15 protein-coding genes and 1 pseudogene are annotated in these 17,743 nt (G+C 61.8%); 6 read left to right on the forward strand and 10 right to left on the reverse strand.

Features of this window, described 5'->3' with window-relative positions; genetic code table 11:
• Positions 1 to 29: 29 nt before the first annotated feature.
• From SUTH_RS11080 to SUTH_RS11095, 4 genes and pseudogenes are all read right to left on the reverse strand, one after another.
• Positions 30 to 1,619 (reverse strand): diguanylate cyclase domain-containing protein, encoded by a 1,590-nt coding sequence (locus SUTH_RS11080; RefSeq protein WP_231850995.1) that lies wholly within the window; start codon positions 1,617 to 1,619, stop codon positions 30 to 32.
• 216 nt (positions 1,620 to 1,835) lie between these two features.
• Positions 1,836 to 2,873 carry an isocitrate/isopropylmalate dehydrogenase family protein gene (locus SUTH_RS11085; protein WP_041099272.1) on the reverse strand — a complete coding sequence of 346 codons (1,038 nt, stop codon included), beginning with the start codon at positions 2,871 to 2,873 and terminating at the stop codon, positions 1,836 to 1,838.
• A gap of 230 nt (positions 2,874 to 3,103) precedes the next feature.
• Positions 3,104 to 5,584, reverse strand: a complete 2,481-nt coding sequence (locus tag SUTH_RS11090; protein WP_041099274.1) for an ABC transporter permease — start codon at positions 5,582 to 5,584, stop codon at positions 3,104 to 3,106.
• Positions 5,585 to 5,702: 118 nt separating this feature from the next.
• A pseudogene (locus tag SUTH_RS11095) lies at positions 5,703 to 6,443 on the reverse strand (magnesium chelatase domain-containing protein); the annotation flags it as partial.
• A 716-nt stretch (positions 6,444 to 7,159) separates the two neighbouring features.
• Here SUTH_RS11095 and SUTH_RS19090 point away from each other — a divergent pair.
• From SUTH_RS19090 to SUTH_RS11110, 3 genes are all read left to right on the forward strand, one after another.
• Positions 7,160 to 8,323: an MFS transporter gene (locus tag SUTH_RS19090; RefSeq protein WP_084207360.1), complete on the forward strand. Its 1,164-nt coding sequence runs from the start codon at positions 7,160 to 7,162 to the stop codon at positions 8,321 to 8,323.
• A 292-nt stretch (positions 8,324 to 8,615) separates the two neighbouring features.
• Positions 8,616 to 9,290: an SOUL family heme-binding protein gene (locus tag SUTH_RS11105; protein WP_197539575.1), complete on the forward strand. Its 675-nt coding sequence runs from the start codon at positions 8,616 to 8,618 to the stop codon at positions 9,288 to 9,290.
• A gap of 71 nt (positions 9,291 to 9,361) precedes the next feature.
• Positions 9,362 to 10,006: an NAD(P)H-dependent oxidoreductase gene (locus SUTH_RS11110; protein WP_041099279.1), complete on the forward strand. Its 645-nt coding sequence runs from the start codon at positions 9,362 to 9,364 to the stop codon at positions 10,004 to 10,006.
• A gap of 228 nt (positions 10,007 to 10,234) precedes the next feature.
• Here the strand turns inward: SUTH_RS11110 and SUTH_RS20075 are convergent, their stop codons facing one another.
• Positions 10,235 to 10,492, reverse strand: coding sequence for a LysR substrate-binding domain-containing protein (locus SUTH_RS20075; RefSeq protein WP_041099280.1), 258 nt, complete (start codon positions 10,490 to 10,492; stop codon positions 10,235 to 10,237).
• A 57-nt stretch (positions 10,493 to 10,549) separates the two neighbouring features.
• Between SUTH_RS20075 and tnpA the strand changes: the two genes are divergently transcribed.
• The 3 genes from tnpA to tnpC all read left to right on the forward strand — a co-directional run bounded on the left by tnpA (position 10,550) and on the right by tnpC (position 12,977).
• On the forward strand, positions 10,550 to 10,939 hold the full coding sequence (gene tnpA, locus SUTH_RS20080; protein ID WP_041099282.1) for an IS66-like element accessory protein TnpA: 390 nt from the start codon (positions 10,550 to 10,552) through the stop codon (positions 10,937 to 10,939).
• On the forward strand, positions 10,936 to 11,274 hold the full coding sequence (tnpB, locus tag SUTH_RS11125) for an IS66 family insertion sequence element accessory protein TnpB (protein WP_041099284.1): 339 nt from the start codon (positions 10,936 to 10,938) through the stop codon (positions 11,272 to 11,274). The genes tnpA and tnpB overlap by 4 nt, the downstream gene beginning before the upstream one ends.
• A gap of 119 nt (positions 11,275 to 11,393) precedes the next feature.
• On the forward strand, positions 11,394 to 12,977 hold the full coding sequence (gene tnpC, locus SUTH_RS11130) for an IS66 family transposase (RefSeq protein WP_041099286.1): 1,584 nt from the start codon (positions 11,394 to 11,396) through the stop codon (positions 12,975 to 12,977).
• On the opposite strand, the gene SUTH_RS11135 is transcribed toward tnpC, so the two are convergent.
• From SUTH_RS11135 to phnC, 5 genes are read right to left on the reverse strand one after another with little or no spacing between them, the layout of a single operon-like run.
• Positions 12,931 to 13,641 carry a LysR family transcriptional regulator gene (locus SUTH_RS11135; protein WP_084207361.1) on the reverse strand — a complete coding sequence of 237 codons (711 nt, stop codon included), beginning with the start codon at positions 13,639 to 13,641 and terminating at the stop codon, positions 12,931 to 12,933. The genes tnpC and SUTH_RS11135 overlap by 47 nt on opposite strands.
• Positions 13,642 to 13,661: 20 nt before the next feature.
• Positions 13,662 to 14,669 carry a phosphonate dehydrogenase gene (locus tag SUTH_RS11140; protein ID WP_041102223.1) on the reverse strand — a complete coding sequence of 336 codons (1,008 nt, stop codon included), beginning with the start codon at positions 14,667 to 14,669 and terminating at the stop codon, positions 13,662 to 13,664.
• Between the two features lie 11 nt (positions 14,670 to 14,680).
• The gene (phnE, locus tag SUTH_RS11145; RefSeq protein WP_041099288.1) at positions 14,681 to 15,487 is read right to left on the reverse strand and encodes a phosphonate ABC transporter, permease protein PhnE; all 807 of its coding nucleotides are present in this window, start codon (positions 15,485 to 15,487) and stop codon (positions 14,681 to 14,683) included.
• A 6-nt stretch (positions 15,488 to 15,493) separates the two neighbouring features.
• On the reverse strand, positions 15,494 to 16,348 hold the full coding sequence (gene phnD / locus SUTH_RS11150) for a phosphate/phosphite/phosphonate ABC transporter substrate-binding protein (protein WP_041099290.1): 855 nt from the start codon (positions 16,346 to 16,348) through the stop codon (positions 15,494 to 15,496).
• A gap of 3 nt (positions 16,349 to 16,351) precedes the next feature.
• Complete coding sequence (gene phnC / locus SUTH_RS11155) at positions 16,352 to 17,164, reverse strand: phosphonate ABC transporter ATP-binding protein (protein WP_041099292.1); 813 nt, start codon at positions 17,162 to 17,164, stop codon at positions 16,352 to 16,354.
• Between the last annotated feature and the right edge of the window lie 579 nt (positions 17,165 to 17,743).

Below are 17,743 nucleotides of genomic sequence, written 5' to 3' on the forward strand. Positions count from 1 at the left end.
CCGGGGACAATCAGTCTTTCCGTGCGGCCTCAGTTCTCTGCGCCGCCGATCACATAGAAGCGGTAGGCGTTGCGACCCGCTTCCTTGACCGCATAAAGTGCCGCATCCGCATTGTGCTGCAAAGTATCGACATCCACCCCGTGTTCGGGAAACAGTGCGACGCCGATGCTGCACGAGATGCTTGCGGTGCCGGCCTTCAGTTCAAAGGGTCGTGCAAGCTCGGCAACGATGCGCGCGGCCACTTCTTCGACTTCGGCCCGCGAACCGACCTCAGTGAGAATGGCGCCGAATTCGTCGCCACCCAGCCGCGCCACCGTATCTGCCGCACGCACGCTGACGCGCAGCCGTCGGGCGGTCTCGATCAGCAAGTCGTCGCCGGCGGCATGTCCCAATTGATCGTTGACCGGCTTGAACTTGTCGAGATCGGCGAAACACAGGGCAAACATGCGGCCATGACGATGGGCCTGCGAGATCGCGACCTGCAGCCGGTCGGCAAACAGCGCGCGATTGGGCAGGCCGGTCAGCGGATCATGGTAGGCCTGATGGCGAAGTTTCTCTTCCAGTTCCTTGCGCCGCGTAATGTCCGTCAGCGTCGCCACAAAGCGCACCGGCTGTCCGCCGCCGGCGATTCGGGTGATGGAAAGCCAGACAACGAAAATTTCTCCATCCTTGCGCCGATTCCAGACCTCGCCCTGCCAACGGCCATCCCGCTTGAGTCCATGCCACATTCCGGTAAAGAACTCGCGTGAGTGTCGCCCGGATTTCAGGAGCGACACCGGCCTGCCCAGGACATCGGATGACTCGTACCCGGTGATGATCGAAAACGCCGGATTGACCTGCACGATGAGGCCGGCATCGTCGGTGACAATGATCGCCTCGGCGGCGTTCTGGAATACCGCCGCCGCCAATTCACGCTCGACGACCTGCCGCGCCAGATCCTGATTGGCCGTCATCAAGGAGCCGGTGCGTTCAGCGATCACCTGTTCCTGCGTGGCGGCAAGCTTTTCCAGTGCCGCCACATGGCGACGGGTACGCGCCACCAGCAGATGCAGCAAAGCCATGATGATGGCCAGTACCAGTGCGTGCACCATGCTGGTACGGACAAGTTCGGAGTCCCGGACCGCAAGCAAATGGCCTGCCGGCATGGTGACCGAAATCCCGCCGCGAATCTGTCCCAGCGTGTAGCCCTGCTTCGCGTGACAAGCCAGGCAAGCCTGCTTGACCTTGAGCGGCGCCATGTAACGATGCACTGGCGAAGGCCCCGGGATCAGTTCGACAACCTCGTCGACGCCATCTTCAAATCGGCGCAAGGCTTCCGTTTCCCAGGCATCCGGCGCATTGGCGGGACGGATCGGCTTCAGGCTGGTGATGTGCAGCTTGACGCCATCGGCGTATTCGGCGATCTCGGCAAGCTGCCGCGTCATGAAAGCCGGGTTGACCATGGTCAGCGCAACCCCGTCCTGCGTTACCACGTCGCGCCGCTGATGTTCGAGATAAGGATTGGGGCGCGTGGTCTCGCTTACCGGCACATAGACACCGCCATGCCGGGCATTCCAGTCGCGAGCCAGTTCCACCAACTGGAACAATGCAGCGCCCCGCTCCCGCGCCATGGACTGCATGGTGTCCTCGGCATGCCTCCAGTCAAGCGCCCAGGACGCCATCACGGCGGACCCCACTGCCACAAACAGCAGCGAGGGCAGCCACCACCGTGATCCGGGGCCCCGCGGTGACGACACTATCGATGGCATGCTCATGGTGCAATTATGCACCGCGCAGGAACGCCGCAGCGCCCTGCAGTTTTTGTGTCAGCGCGTTTATGTCCTGACAGAGGGCAATCAGCCCCTTATTTTGGCCACCAGCGCCTTTGCGTACTGGTCGGTAGTGGCGCTGCCACCGAGATCACCGGTGCGCACCTGATCCTTGTTCAGCACGTCGTCGATGGCCTGGCGCAGGCGATCGCCGAGGTCCTTGCGCTTGACGTAGTCGAGCATCATTCCGGCCGCCATCAATAGCGCGGTGGGATTGGCGATGCCCTTGCCGGCGATGTCCGGCGCCGAACCATGCACCGCCTCGAAAATCGCCGCGTCTTCGCCGATGTTGGCACCCGGCGTCATGCCCAGTCCACCGACCAGGCCGGCCATCTGGTCGGACAGGATGTCGCCGAACAGGTTGGTCGTCACCAGCACGTCGAACTGCCACGGGTTCATCACCAGCTTCATGGCGCAGGCGTCGACGATGATCTCGTCCATGATGATCTTGTCCTTGTACTCGGCGGCGTAAATCTCGCGCGCCGTTTCGAGGAAGATGCCGGTCAGCGCCTTCATGATGTTGGCCTTGTGTACCACGGTCACCTTCTTGCGGCCCTGCTTGACCGCGTAGTCGAAGGCGAAGCGGACGATGCGGCGACAGCCCTGGCGGGTGTTGATGCCGGTGGACATGCCCACTGCATGCGGGTCGCCGTCGATCGGGATGTAATGCTCGTAGCCCATGTAGAGGCCTTCGTTGTTCTCGCGCACCATCACCAGATCGATGTTGTCGAAGCGGCCGCCGGGAACGATGGTCTTGGCCGGACGCAGGTTGGCGTACAGCTTGAATTCCTCGCGCAGGCGCACGTTGGACGAACGGTAGCCGCCGCCCGACGGGGTTTCCAGCGGTCCCTTGAGCGCCAGCTTGTTCTTGCGGATGCTTTCGATGCAGGCCGGCGGCAGCGGATCGCCACAGGCGGTGACACCGGCCAGACCCGCCACCTGGGTTTCCCACTGGAAGGGAGCGCCGAGTGCGGCGAGCACCTCGACGGTCGCGGCGGTAATTTCGGGGCCAATGCCATCACCGGGAATCAGCGTGGCGGGAATCAGGGTCAGGGTTGCGCTCATGGGGTCTCCGCGTTTCTGCAAGGAAGGTCAGTGGTCAGTCGCGCCGCTTCATCATCCCGAACGGCAATGCATCGGTGAATCAGGGCAGGCGCGGTGAAGCATGGCACGGGGGGGGCTGAACAGCCGCTTACTGCCCACCGTGGCCGGGCCGGATTATACGCAATCCCTATTGCCCCATACATGCGACCTATCAAGACCGATGTGCGGCCCTGTCCGCCTAGCGCCGATAACTATTGCGCCGCCCTCAGGGCCGGCAGCGCCGACTGCCGCAGCATGGAGGAAACACCGAGCCAGCCGGCGACGACCACGAGCACCGTACCCGACAGCAGACCGATCAACCAGAGCTCAGGCTGCGGCAGGTAATCGAGGCGAAAGGCGAAGCGCGCCAGGCCCCAGCCGATGAGGCTGGCGGCAATCCCCGCCAGCAGCCCGGCGAGTGCGCCAAGCGCCGCAAACTCGACCAGCACCGCGCCCGAAAGCTGCCTGCTGCTCGCGCCCAGGGCCCGCAGCACGGCCAGTTCGTGGCGGCGTTCGTCGCTGCTGGCCTGCAGCGCCGCGTACAGTACCGCCAGCCCCGCCAGTACGGCAAAGCCGAACACCAGTTGCACGGCCCGGGCGACCTGGTCGATCGTCGCATGCAACTGCTTGACCAGCGCGGCGACATCGATCACGGTCAGGTTCGGGAAAGCCCGCACCAGTTCGGGAATTGCACCGGCCTTTTCTGACGGCAGATGGAAACTGGTGATGTAGCTGACCGGGTATTTGTCGAGTACACCGGGTGGTGACACGACGAAAAAGTTGACGCGCATCGAGTCCCAATCGAGTTTGCGCAGGCTGGTGATCGCCGCTTCGACACGGTTGCCGGCGATGTCGTATGTCAGGCGATCGCCCAGCTTGAGATTCAGCGTCTCGGCCAATCCTTTCTCGACCGAAAACTCCGCATCAGACGTGGCGCCGTGCCAACGCCCTCCGCTGACCGTGTTGCCGGCAGGAAGCCGGGCCGACCAGGACAGGTTGAACTCGCGATCGACCAGGCGCTGGGCGCGATCGTCGGCGTAGCTCTCCGGGCCGACAGCCTGTCCATTGACCTGCACCAGCCGCCCGCGCACCATCGGCTCCAGTTCCGGCGCCGACAGTCCGCGCGCCTTGAAGAAGTCGGCGATGGCGACACGCTGATCGGGCTGGATATTGATGGCGAATCGATTCGGCGCATCCGCCGGCACGCGCGCCAGCCAGCTATCGAGCAAATCGCCGCGCGCCACGGTGAGCAGCAGCAAGGCAGTGAGTCCCAGCGCCAGGGCTACCGCCTGGACCAGCGTCGCCGCCAGGCGCCGACGCAGGTTGGCCAGCCCGTGACGCCAGCCATAGCCTCTGCCTGCCGGACGCAGCCTGCCCAGGGCGGCCAGCAACAGACGCGCCATCAGGGCAAAGAAGCCGAGCGCAATCATGAAGCCGACCAGCACGATCAATCCAAGGCGCAACTCACCCGCCATCCACAACATCAGCGCCGCCAGCACCAGCGCACCCAGCAGATAGGCGCCAACCGAAGCCGGCTCGGAGCCGCTCCATTCGCGCCGCAGTACGCGTATCGTCGGCACGCGCCTCAAGCGCAGCAGGGGCGGCAGGGCGAAGCCGACGATCAGCGTAAGCCCCACCAGCAGGCCATGCAGCCAGGGCAACAGCGAAGGTGCCGGCAATTTCGTCACCAGCAAACCGGCGAGCAGCTGTTGCAGCGCTGCCTGCACGCCAAAGCCGACGACACAGCCCGACAGTGTTGCGGCAAGTCCGAACAGCAGGAATTCGCCGCCATGGATCAGCAGCAACTGCGGTGCCGAGGCGCCCATGCAGCGCATTACCGCGCAGCTGTCGAGATGTCGCCGCATGTAGCGTTCAGCCGCCAGCGCCACGGCCACGGCGGCCAGAATCACCGCCAGCAGCGCAGCCAGGCGCAGGAAGCGCTGCGCGCGCTCGGTCACGTTGCGAATCTCGGGCCTTGCGTTGTCGAGGCTTTCGATCTTCTCTCCGCGCCCGAGTTGCGCCCTGGCCCAGTTTTCGTACGCAGCCACCGCCGCCGCTTCGCCGGCCAGGTGCAGGCGATAGCCGACACGGCTGCCGCTCTGGATCAACCCGGTCGCCGGCAGATCGGCGAAGTTGATCATCAGGCGCGGTGCCAGTGCGAACACGTTCATGCCGCGATCCGGCTCCAGCGTCAGCACCGGGCCGCTGATCACCGTGATTCGTCCCAGCGTCAATGCGGTGCCCGCGGCAAGGCCCAGCGTGGTCGCCAGGCGCTCGTCCGGCCAGGCTTCGCCAGTTTGCGGCACATGTGCATTTTCGGCATCGGCGGCATTGGGCACCGGCGCCGTGCGCAATGTCCCGCGCAATGGATATCCCGCCGATACGGCCTTGATTTCGGCGAGCAAGGCAACGCCGCCCAGGCTCACCATGCTCGGGAAGGTGGCGCTCTCGGCCTGCCGCAGGCCGCGTGCCGCAGCCTCCTGGCGAAAGCGATCGGCCCACGGATGGTCGGCGGTCAGCAGCAGATCGCCGCCGAGCAATTGATGGGATTCGAGCTTCAAGGCCTGTTCGACACGATCGGTCAGAAAGCCGACGCTGGTCAGCGCCGCGACCGCCAGCAGCAGCGCAACCCCCAGCACGGTCAGCTCGCCGGCACGCCAGTCGCGGGCAAGCATGCGCAGGGCGAGTTTCATCTGCCCCCCCCCCAGCCCCCGCCCCGAGGGTGGGGGTGATGGTTGTTCAACCGGGCACTGCCCGGTTTCCGTGTTGCTGGCTGGCGCCGGCTTGGGGCGGCCCTGCGCTCGGCGCTCATCACCACGCCCGCATCTGTTCGATGGCCTGTTCGACGCGGTCGAGCGCGATGACTTCGAGGCCCTTGATGGCCTGCCGCGGCGCATTGGCCTTGGGCACGATGGCATGGGTGAAGCCGAGCTTTGCAGCCTCCTTCAGTCGCTCCTGGCCGCGCGGCGCGGGGCGGATCTCGCCGGCCAGGCCGACTTCGCCGAAGACCACCAGCTTGCCCGGCAAGGGCTTGTTGCGCAGGGACGAGACGATGGCCAGCAAAACCGCGAGGTCGGCCGCCGGCTCGGAGATCTTCACGCCGCCGACGGCATTGACGAATACATCCTGATCGCTGCAGACGATCCCGGCATGACGATGCAATACCGCCAGCAGCATCGCCAGGCGGTTCTGTTCGAGGCCGACCGTCAGCCGGCGCGGACTCGGCGCCTGCGAGCCGTCGACCAGTGCCTGGATCTCGACCAGCAGGGGTCGCGTGCCTTCCTGGGTGCACAGCACGCAGGAGCCGGCAACGTCGAGCGAATGCTGTGACAAAAACAGTGCCGAAGGATTGGCGACGCCGCGCAATCCCTTGTCGGTCATGGCGAACACGCCAAGTTCGTTGACCGCGCCGAAGCGGTTCTTCACCGCGCGCACCAGGCGGAAGCTCGAATGCGTGTCGCCCTCGAAGTAGAGCACGGTGTCGACCATGTGTTCCAGCACGCGCGGACCGGCCAGGCTGCCTTCCTTGGTGACATGGCCGACGAGGATCATTATCTGCCGTAATAATACATACATCACAACAAAGTGAGTGAATGAGTCAGCGTTTTCGGTTGGTTTCGCCATTATCACAAGTATGTATTATGGCCACGAAGTTCGCAATCAGTAGTCTCGGCCTTGTTCGGTATCGTCGATAGAATATTGTCATGACCTAAACGGAAAGCATGGGCTATTTGCATTCCAGGGTTGGATAACGAAGATTTCGAAGTCCAATTGGGCTTGACCGCCAAGGTTGGAATCAGCATCTCGAATGCAACTTCAATTGGTTGGAACTGTACCAGTGGTGCGTGTGCATGCTTTGGACTGGAAGCCGACTGCTGACATTAGCATACCCAGTGGCCGCAGCACTCAAATTGCCGTCGTTCAGGCTCGGCTTGGTCGGGTGACAGCAGCGTGCCCTGAGCGGCCTGATGATGTTCTCATGGGCTACGGCAGGTTACTGATCCTATAGCTGCCGCTCACCTGAACCATCCATCCGACAGCAGTTCGGCCACTGCCGCCGTTCGGCTTGCTGGCTGACTCAGTCGGCAATGAGGCGGTTAGCTGCCGGTCAGGCTTTACGGCAACTTTTTGTAGAATGAATTACAACTTATGCTGAGCGAAGCACCTTTGGCAGATGCCGGTGTGTTGGAGATCAAATGTGGCGAGGCTCATAAGAGGCGTATTTTCGCGCTATCCTGCTCTCTTTTCTTTATTCCCGATTTGCCAATATGCGGCACCCGGTATTTCTGATTGTTATCGCTCAACTTTTCGGCACTTCCTTGTGGTTTTCCGCTAATAGTGCTGCAGATGACCTGATTCGCAGTTGGGGTATTACACCGGCAGACATTGGCACACTGACCAATGCCGTTCAGCTCGGATTTATCGTAGGTACGCTAAGCCTCTCAATTTCTGGACTTGCCGACCGATTCCCTGCAAGTCGCATCTATGCAGTCTGTGCCACGCTTGGAGCGCTACTCAACACTGCATTCGCTTGGCTTTCGGTCGGCATGGCCAGTGGGGTATTGCTGCGTTTCTCGGTAGGGCTCTGTTTGGCTGGAATTTATCCGCTTGGGATGAAACTGGTGGTGAGTTGGGTGCCAGAGCGAGCAGGTGTAGCGCTAGCTTGGCTGGTTGGCATGCTCACTCTAGGCACCGCTTTGCCGCATGGAATCCGTTTTTTTGGTGAAAGCGCATCATGGCAATTAACCTTAACAATATCCTCTTGTTTGGCACTCCTTGCTGCAGTAATGATCTTTTTCCTTGGTGATGGGCCGCATCTTAGGAGGCGTCACGACTCACCTCCTCTACGGCTTGGGCGCGTATTGCTAATATTTACAGACCCAAAATTTCGAGCTTCGGCATTCGGTTATTTCGGCCACCAGTGGGAGCTCTATGCCTTTTGGACACTGGTGCCTGCGTTTGTTGTTCTATCAGGGTTAGCTAAACAAGCAACGCCCCCTCTTTTCGGCTTCGCTTTCCTGATCATCGGTATCGGTGCAGGTGGTTGCATACTAGGTGGGTGGTGGAGCAAGCGTATCGGTAGCGCCCGTGTTGCGGCCTCAGCGCTCGCCATATCTGCCTTGTGTTGCACTTTATATCCTCTCACAAGCGACTGGCCGAGTTCGGCAAAGATTGCTTTGCTCCTCCTCTGGGGAGCTAGCGTGGTAGCGGATTCGCCCCATTTTTCGGCAATGTCGGCTCGTGCCTGCCCGCCAGATATAGTTGGTAGTGCACTCGCTTTTCAAAATGCCATCGGCTTTGCTATAACCATGATCTCCATACAACTTAGTACACGTTGGCTAGTTGATTGGGGTGCCGACATCGCTTGGCTATTGCTGCCAGGCCCGCTCCTTGGTTTATTGGGATTACGTAGGCTTTTGTCTAACAACTGACACATGGCTGTGTCGCGGGGGGATTGCAGACGTCCGGCAGGCCAGCGGTCGTAGGTTCGCAAGTCAACTCGAACGACCGCTTGGTTTATCAGTCTATTGCCGGACTGTGTCCTCTGCTACCGGTCGAGCCATCAGCGGTTCAGTGGCGGGTATTCGAGTGGAACAGTCGCCAAACATTGCAATGAGGCTGAAATATGTACATTCGGCGCTTCATGTTCGCTATCGCACGTTCAATCATTCATGAATACCCCATACTGCAAACCCATAGCCACCTAGAACACGGAATATAAATATGGACTGGCAATTGCTGCATGGCGTGCAGCTCAAAAAATGCGTGATGTCCCATGTCACCGCTTGGGCTGCACTATCTGCTCTCATCTTGTTCGTCCATCCTATGCCCAGCCATGCCACAGAAGAGCCCGACTACAAGGTAGTCCAGACGCTCGACAATATCGAACTACGCGAATATGCAACATACTCAGTCGCCGAGGTCGTAGTGCCTGGGCCAGCTGAAGAAGCTGGGAATCTGGCCTTTCCGATTCTGGCGGGCTACATCTTTGGCAAGAACACGGGCACACAAAAGTTTGCCATGACTGCACCGGTCACGCAGGCCGCTGAGCCGGTCACGCTAGAGATGACCGCACCCGTCACCCAAACAGTCGCACCTGGCGGCTTTCGGGTTCAGTTCGTGCTGCCAAAAGGCGTAACACGAGCCAGCGCCCCCGAGCCTCTAGATACGCGGGTTACACTGCGCGACATTGCACCCAGTCGCGTGGCGGTCATTCGTTATTCGGGATTTTGGTCAGATGCCAACTATAACCAGCACTTGGCCGAACTGCAGACTGCTTTGCGCGCGGCCAATCTGAATTGGGTGGGCGAACCCATTTACTCCCGCTACAACGCCCCCTTCACGCCATGGTTCTTGCGGCGAAATGAAATTTGGCTGCATCTGGCCGATACCCTATAAAACGTCGTAGCTGGCTCTCGGCCATTACTTGCGTAATGCAACCCCTAAATCTCAAACCAAGGAAATCTCTCATGCCCCAAACTACCGCGTTGATTGATTGCTTGAATTGGCGCTACGCCACCAAGAAGATGAACCCGGGCAAAAGGGTGTCGCAAGAAAAGGTTGAGCGCATCCTTGAAGCTGCCCGTTTGGCTCCCACTTCGAGCGGGCTGCAACCCTTCGAGATTGTGGTGGTCACCAGTGCCGAGGTGCGCACACGCATTAAGCCTATCGCGTGGAACCAGAGTCAGATAACGGATTGCTCGCACTTGCTGGTCTTTGCCGCATGGGATAACTACACACCTGAGCGTATCAATCACATGTTTGACCTGACCAACGAGGTGCGTGGCGTCAAGAATGAAGGGTGGGAGAACTACCGGAACATGCTGCTGGATAGCTACCCGCAGCGCAGCGCAGAGGTCAACTTCCAGCACACCGCACGGCAAGCCTATATTGGGCTGTCGGCGGCATTGATCGCAGCGGCCTTTGAAGAAGTGGATGGCACCCCCATGGAAGGGTTCGACCCCAAGGCACTCGACGAGATTCTGAGTCTGCCTGCGCGGGGTCTGCGTAGTGTGGCGATTCTTCCCTTGGGCTATCGCCAAGAAGAAGGTGACTGGCTGGTTAAACTCAAGAAGGTACGCCGTCCGCGCGAGCAGTTCGTCACAGAAGTCTAATCAGCAGTCACATGCAGCCACATTGCAGCCATTGAAAATTTTAGGTGTCGGGGAGTGTCGGCTTACTGGCTGAAACGCCTACTCACCCAACCGGCCACAAGCGGGCATTGATGTAGCTGACAAATTGCTGGCTACGAGCGACCGGTAACCCATCGCATTGCTGACTGTCGAACGCTGACTCTATCGGGGCACAGTTCGGCAAAGCTACCTTCCGAGCGACGATTGGAATCAAGCAGCATACTTAGCCAGCCAATTTCCGAAGCGACAAGCAGCATGCTTCTCGGAGAGTGAATCGCGCCAGATCACGTGGAGGGCCTTGCGCGGTGTTGGACTCCCTTCCAGCGGGATGGCGACCAGCTGCGTCGTTTTGACCTCGTCTTCGATGGTGCCGGCAAGTACCAACGACACCCCCATCCCGGCTTTTACCCATTGCTTGACCGCAGCGGTTGAACCCAGGCGCGCGCCGACTGTATGCGTCCAGCCCATCCACCTTGCTGACCGAGGGATTGGGCAGATAGTGTCCACGCATTTTGAGGTGGACACATGCACCCAAAGGTGGCGAAGCCGGCGGCGCGGCGCACACGCAGGACGCACACGCCGGAGTTCAAGGCGCAAGTCATCGAAGCTTGCCTGCAACCCGGCATATCGGTCGCCGGCGTGGCATTGGCGAACGGGCTCAACGCCAACTACCTGCGGCGCTGGGTCAAGGAGCATCGCGAGCAAACCGCGAGAAACACGGTCAAGGGCGCGGTTGTCGTGTCGCGCCATGTGAAACCGACAGCGCTGGTGCCGGTGACGATAGAGGCGCCTGTCGCCAGGGAGTGCGGTGAAATCCGGATCGACCTTCGTCGCGGCGCGACGGCCGTGCAGATGGCCTGGCCCGCCACCCACGCCGCGCTGCTCGGCGGCGTACTCAAAGACCTGCTGCGATGATCCGGCCGGCGCAAGTCTGGCTGGCCGTCGAACCGGTCGACATGCGCGGCGGCATCGACAGCCTGTCGCAACGCATCCAGAATCTCCTGGGGACATCCCCCTGCGACGGCAGCGCCTACGCCTTTCGCAATCGCCGATCGACACGGTTGAAGCTCTTGATCTGGGACGGCACCGGCGTCTGGCTGTGCCAGCGACGACTCCATCGCGGCCACTTCGTCTGGCCGACCGCGGACGCGAGCACCGTCGGTCTCACCGCGCGGCAATGGGAGTGGCTCGTCACCGGTGTCGAATGGCAGCGGCTCGATGCCCCGGCCCCGATCCATTGGCGCGTGTAATGACGAGGTCTTGTCATGCAAACTCCGTGCGCAAAATCATGGCTGGAACGACACAACAAAGCGAGCGGGAACGACCTGTTCATCGGGCTGCGCGCGCTATTCGCCGATAGAATCTGGGCATGGATTTGCATGCTGAACTTGAACGCGTCATGGCCGATTCCGCGGTAGCGGACACGGCGGCGCGGGCGATTCGCAAACTGATCGAGGACGCGCAGCGCAGCGCGACCGAACAGATCACCCGGCGCACCATCGAACTGCACGCCGCCCAGACCAAGATACAAGCCCTGACGCTGGAACTGGCGCACCTGCGGCGGATGCGCTTTGGCGTCAAGAGCGAAGCCCTGGATGCCGAGACCCGCGACCTGTTCCAGGAGACCCTGGCCAGTGATGTCGCCGCCGCCGAAGCGGAACTCGCCAAGCGCCAGGCGGAAGCGGAAGAGACGCCCGTCACCCCGCGTCCCAAGCGCGCACGCGCCGGGCGTCAGACACTGCCCGAGCATCTGCCGCGCATCGAACATCACCATGAACCGGAATCCTGCACCTGCGGCCAGTGCGGCCAGGATCTGGTCAAGATCGGTGAGGACATCAGCGAGCAACTCGATGTCGAGCCGGCCAAGTTCTTCGTCCATCGCCACATCCGTCCGCAGTACGCCTGCCGTGCCTGCGAGACGGTGAGTGCGGCGCCGATTCCGCCGGCGGTGATCGACGGCGGCATGGCTGCTGTAGGTTTGCTGGCATGGGTGATCATCGGCAAGTACCTCGATCATCTACCGCTGTACCGGCTGGAACGCATCGCGGCACGTGACGGCGTGACGCTCTCCCGCTCGACCCTGGCCGAATGGGTGGGACGTATCGGCGTGGCCCTGCAACCATTGGCCGATCGCTTGACGGCATGCCTGCTGGAGCGACAGATACTGCATGCCGACGAAACGCCGGTGCAGCAACTGGATCCGGGCAACGGCAAGACCAAGCGGGCCTACCTGTGGGCCTACATGAGCAACGTGCTGGAGACCGGGCCGCCCATCGTGGTGTTCGACTACCAGACCAGTCGCTCGGGCGCGCATGCGCGGAATTTCCTGGGGGAGTGGAAAGGCGCGCTGATGGTCGATGACTTTGGCGGCTACAAGGCCCTCTTTGGTCAGGAGGTGACCGAGTTGGGTTGCTTCGCCCATGCGCGCCGAAAGTATTTCGATCTGAACGCGGCGCAGGCCCATCCGATTGCTCAGGAGGCGTTGCTGCGGATTGCGGCGCTGTACGCGATCGAGGCGCGAGGCCGGGAGATGTCGATTGCCGAGCGTACAACGCTGCGGCAACGGGAAGCGCTGCCACTGCTGGTGTCGATGCACGAGTGGCTGAGCGCGACGCGCATGACGGTGGCCAACGGCGGTGGCACCGCCAAGGCGATCGATTACAGCCTGAAGCGCTGGCCGGCGCTCTCCCGCTACGCCATGAGCGGCGCTCTGCCGATCGACAACAACCCGGTTGAGAACGCCATCCGTCCGATTTGCCTGGGTAAGAAGAACTGGCTCTTCACGGGTTCCGAACGGGCCGGCCAGCGTGCTGCGGCGATCCAGAGTCTGCTGGCGACTGCCACGCTCAATGGTCTCGATCCGGCGGCCTGGCTGCGCGGCACGCTGGAGAAACTGCCTACCTGCCTCAACAGCGAGATCGACTCGCTGCTTCCGCTTCGCCAGACCGCATAGCCGATATCTCGCGTTTCAGTCCAGGTGGATCGGTTGGACGCTTACCGCCGACTGGCAGTGCCGCCAATTCGACATCCAGGTATTCCGCCAGAAGCCGCCCCGTACCTGTGCCGGACTCGCCGCCAAGCATCGGGGTCTGGCTCAATTGGGCGCGATTGACGCAGGGCATACGGGCCCACGGGTGATCGGGCGCAACGATGGCAACAATATCCTCGGTTCGCCAGACGCGAGAGACGAAACCGGGGCGCTCATCCCACCACTCCATGAGGGCGACGTCAATGTCTCCATTGGCAAGCATTTCTGCAACCACCGGGTTTCGGTGTATCTGGAGGTCGACGTTCTCCCCAACCTGATCACCATAGGTTCTCAGGTAAGGCTGCAGGAGGTAGGTGCCAATATTGCTGCTGGCGCCGATGGCGAGGCGACGCTGCCGGAACGTATTGAGGGCATTGGTCGCCAGGCGCTGAAGATTCCCGGCATGGCTTTCGAACTCCCGCCCTTCCACCGTGAGGCGGCAACCCTGGGGATCCCGCTCGATGAGACGGACGCCGAGAAGCCTCTCCAGCTTCTGCAATTGCTGCGAGATGGCTCCCTGGGAGATCCCCAGTTCCCGGGCCGCCATGCGAAAGCTTCCCAGCCGGGCGATGGCGAGAAAACTCGCCACCTGATCGAGGTTGAGTGTGCTCAGGCCGCGACCTTTGTCACCGGGCGATTGACCGCGCCTTGCGGCTCCTGGCCAGCCAAGACTTGCAGGATGTTGGTCGTCGCCTCCATTTCAATTGCGATGCGGACCGAATCTACGGCAGAGCCGATATGGGGGGTAAACAGCGTTCGCTCCGAATCCGCCAGCAGACGCGCCGATATCTTCGTCGGCCGATCCGGCCGGGCCCACTCCTCCAGTTCGAAGACATCCGCCGCATACCCGGCCAGCTTGCCGGCCTCAAGCGCGTCGGCCACCGCCTTTTCGTCCACCACCGACCCGCGACAGGCATTGACCAGAAAGGCGCCGTGCTTCATGGCGGCAATGGCGCGGGCATCAATCAGGTGCAGCGTGTCCTCCCCGTAGGGAACCATCGGCACCACGTAATCGCTGTCCGCCAGCAAGCGATCCATGGCTACGCGGCGCAGGCCTAAACGAGCCTCCATGGCGACCGGCAAGGGGAGGGAATCGGCATAGAGCAGCTCCAGTTCATAGCCCTGCAAGCGGGCGGCGATGGCCTGCCCCACCGCGCCCATGCCGATGATGCCCAGGGTTCGGCCGGTCAAGCCGGCGCCGTAAAGCACCGGCCGCCATCCATCGAAGCTGCCGCTGCGGACCAGTTGATCGCCCTGGAGGATCTTGCGGGTCAGCCCGATCAGCAGGCCGATGGTCAGTTCCGCCGTGGGTATGGTCAGCAGGTCCGGCACGTTGGTGATCCAGATGCCGCGCCGGGTGCAGGCATCGACGTCATAGTTGTCGTAGCCCTTCAAGGCGCAGCCAACCACCCGCAGACGGGGGCAGGCGGCAAGGAATGCATCATCGACGCTGTCGGTCATGAAAGTCATGATGGCGTCGGCGTCCTTCGCGCGGCTCAGGATTTCCTCGCGAGCGAGCCGCTCGCGCGTGGTGTTGGGGATGACCGTGCAATGCTGTGCCAACCGGTCGATGACTTCCGGATGCACCCAACTGGTGAGGACGACTTTGGGTTTCATTTTTTCTCCGTTCACTTGAAGCGTTTTCTGAGAGTGCTGCTGAAGGTATCGACCAGAGTGACCATGAGCAGGATCACCAGCAGGATGGCGGACACTTCCTGGTACTGCATGATGCGCAGGGAGCCCATCAACTCGAAGCCGATGCCGCCGGCACCGACCATGCCCATTACCGTCGAGGCGCGGAAGTTGTACTCCCAGCGGTAGATCGAGATGTCCGCCATCTGCGGCAACACCTGCGGAATGACTCCGTGCAACAGCACCTGCAGCGGCGTGGCGCCCGCGGCACGAGCGGCCTCGATCGGCGCTTCGTCGGCATGTTCGATGGCTTCGGCAAAGAATTTCCCGATCATGCCCACGGAATGCAGTCCGAGCGCCAGCACGCCGGGCAGGGCGCCGAAACCCACGGCCGCGACGAAGATGATGCCGAGGATCAACTCGGGAATCGCGCGCAGGGCATTGAGCAGGCCACGCGTGAACTGATAGACCACCGGATGCGGCGTGGTGTTGCGCGCCGCAAGGAAGGCCAGCGGCAACGAGAGCGACACGGCGAGCGCCGTGCCGGCCACGCTCATGGCCAGGGTGTCGATCAGCGGCCTGAGCCAGTCGCGCGCATTGGCGAAATCCGGCGGCAGCATCTCACCCAGCAGGCGCAGCAGGCTCGGCCCGCCCTCCGCCAGGCGCTCGCCGTCGAACAGGCCGACATAGTAGAGGCAGGCAACAATCAGGCAGAGGATTGCCAGCAGGCGCAGTGCGCCGACATTCCAGGCGCGCTGCTGCCGGGCGAGTATGCCGCTGTGGTCGAGCGTGTCGGTATTCATCGGCGCTTACTGGAATTTGGCGATATCGATCTTGAGCAGGGGGCCGAGATTGCGGACCACGTCGTAGTGCCGGTCGGTGATGACGTCGAATCCTTCCGCCTTGAAGGGCTTGAGCACGGCGGGATCCTTCAGGTTCAGAAAGGCCGCGCGAATCTTCTCCTTGAGTTCCGGCTTGAGGTTGGAGCGCATGGTCCAGGGATACTGGGGGAAGGGTTTCGAATACTCGACGACGGTCACCTTGGCCGGATCGATGATCTTGCGTTCCACCAGCGATTCGAAGATCGGCCGGCTCAGGCCGCCGGCCTGGGCGTGGCCGTTCTGCACGGCCATGGCGACGGCATCGTGCGACCCAACGAAGTGTTCCTTGTAGTCCGTGCCCGCATCGAGACCCTTTTCGGCCAGCACGGACTTGGGAATAAGGTGGCTGGACGTGGACGCCTTGTCGCCAAAGGCCATGTTCTTGCCCTTGATGTCTTCGAGGCGCTTGATGCCGGCGCCGGCATTGGCGATCACCACCGACTGGTAGGTGGTGCTGCCCTTGGCCTTCAAGGCGACAAAGGGTTCGATCTCGCTCTTCTGGCGCGCCAGCACGTAGGACAGCGGACCGAAATAGGCGAGGTCGATGCGGCCGTGGCGCATCGCTTCGATCATCGACGAATAGTCGGTGGTGACGATCAGGTCGATCTTCTTGCCCAGCGAGGTCTCCAGGTAGTCCTTCAGCGGCTGGTTGTTCTTGATCACGGTGCCGGCGTTTTCGTCAGGCAACAGGGCCACCTTAAGGGTATCGGGATCGGGATTGGGCGCCGCGTAGGCAGTGATGGCAATGGCGAATGCGCCGAGCAGGCTTAGCAGTTTTTTCATGGGTCAATCCTCGATGATGGCCAGGTCAAGTGACCTCGGCGGGATGGGAAGGGCGGTGGTGCTTGCTTGCGGAGCAACGCCGGCAGGTGCTTGGTTGTAAATCATTTCCTGCACGCCGGCACTCAGCGCGTCGGGCGACCCGTCGAACACCACCCGGCCGTGGGCCAGGCCGACGACGCGATCGGCATACTCAATGGCAAGTTCCACCTGGTGCAGGCTGACGACCGTGGTAATGCCGTCTTCGCGACAGATGCGCTTGAGTTGGGCCAGTACCCGACGCGAACTCGCCGGATCAAGGCTCGCCACCGGTTCGTCGGCCAGCATCAGGCGCGGCTGCTGGGCCAGGGCGCGCGCGATGCCGACGCGCTGCTGCTGCCCGCCGCTGAGCTTGTCTACGCGGTCGAGCGCCCGCTGCAGCAAGCCGACGCGGTCCAGGCACTCCAAGGCGATGCGCTGCTCCGCCGTGGGAAGTGGGAACAGGCTGCGCCAGACGGAGTGGTAGCCAATGCGGCCGAGCAGCACGTTGGCCAGCGCCGTGTGACGCCCGATCAACTGGTGCTGCTGGAAGATCATGCCGGTCCGGCGCCGATGGGCCTGCAGTGCGGCGCGGCCGTCGATGGCACCGATGTCGTCCGCTGTCACGCGGCCGGTCGTTGGCCGCGTCAGGAGATTGAGGCTGCGCAACAGAGTGGACTTGCCGGCGCCGGACGCACCCAGCAATACCGTGAATTCCCCGCGACCGAAATTTAGCGAGGTTGGCTGGAGGGCCACCAGATCGTCGCGGTAGCGCACGGATAGGTCGGTCAACTGAATCATCGGCACCCCTTTTTCGCCGTCATGGTTGATTCGTCTATTGAATCAACTACGGCATTCAGTTAAGAAATTGCAATCGAAGCGGGGATGGTAACGACCGAGTGTGACCGCGATATTTCGCTCAGGCTTCACTTGTGTGAAGTGTTGACAGGGTGGGTCATATATCAGGCCATCGGCCCTAACCGCTATGATTTCCGTACTCAGTCAAAGGCTTTAACCCATGGCCGTCCGAGGGGCAATGACGACTACAACCGCTTCGACAGAACTGCCGCCAGAGTGCGAGCAATCTCTGGCGGCAGCTTTGTGATCAGAAAGCGGACGTGGAACTTGATATTGTCATCAGTCGCTTTAGGGCACGGAGTAGGCATTCGCCAGATAGGAAAGCCGCCGTTCGCGACCTCTTCGGGCTGAACGGCTGGTAAGCGCAGGATTGCAGCCCGATTGAGCGCGTTAGGCCAACGGCCGTTATGGCCGACCAACAGCCCGACAACCAATTGGGCTGAACGGCAGGTATTTGATGAGTTACCCGCCGTTCAAACGCATCTGTTTTCGGAGGCCGCTACGGCTGTTGATGGCCGGGTC

It is taken from the genome of Sulfuritalea hydrogenivorans sk43H, from assembly GCF_000828635.1.
Taxonomy (GTDB): Bacteria; Pseudomonadota; Gammaproteobacteria; order Burkholderiales; family Rhodocyclaceae; genus Sulfuritalea; species Sulfuritalea hydrogenivorans.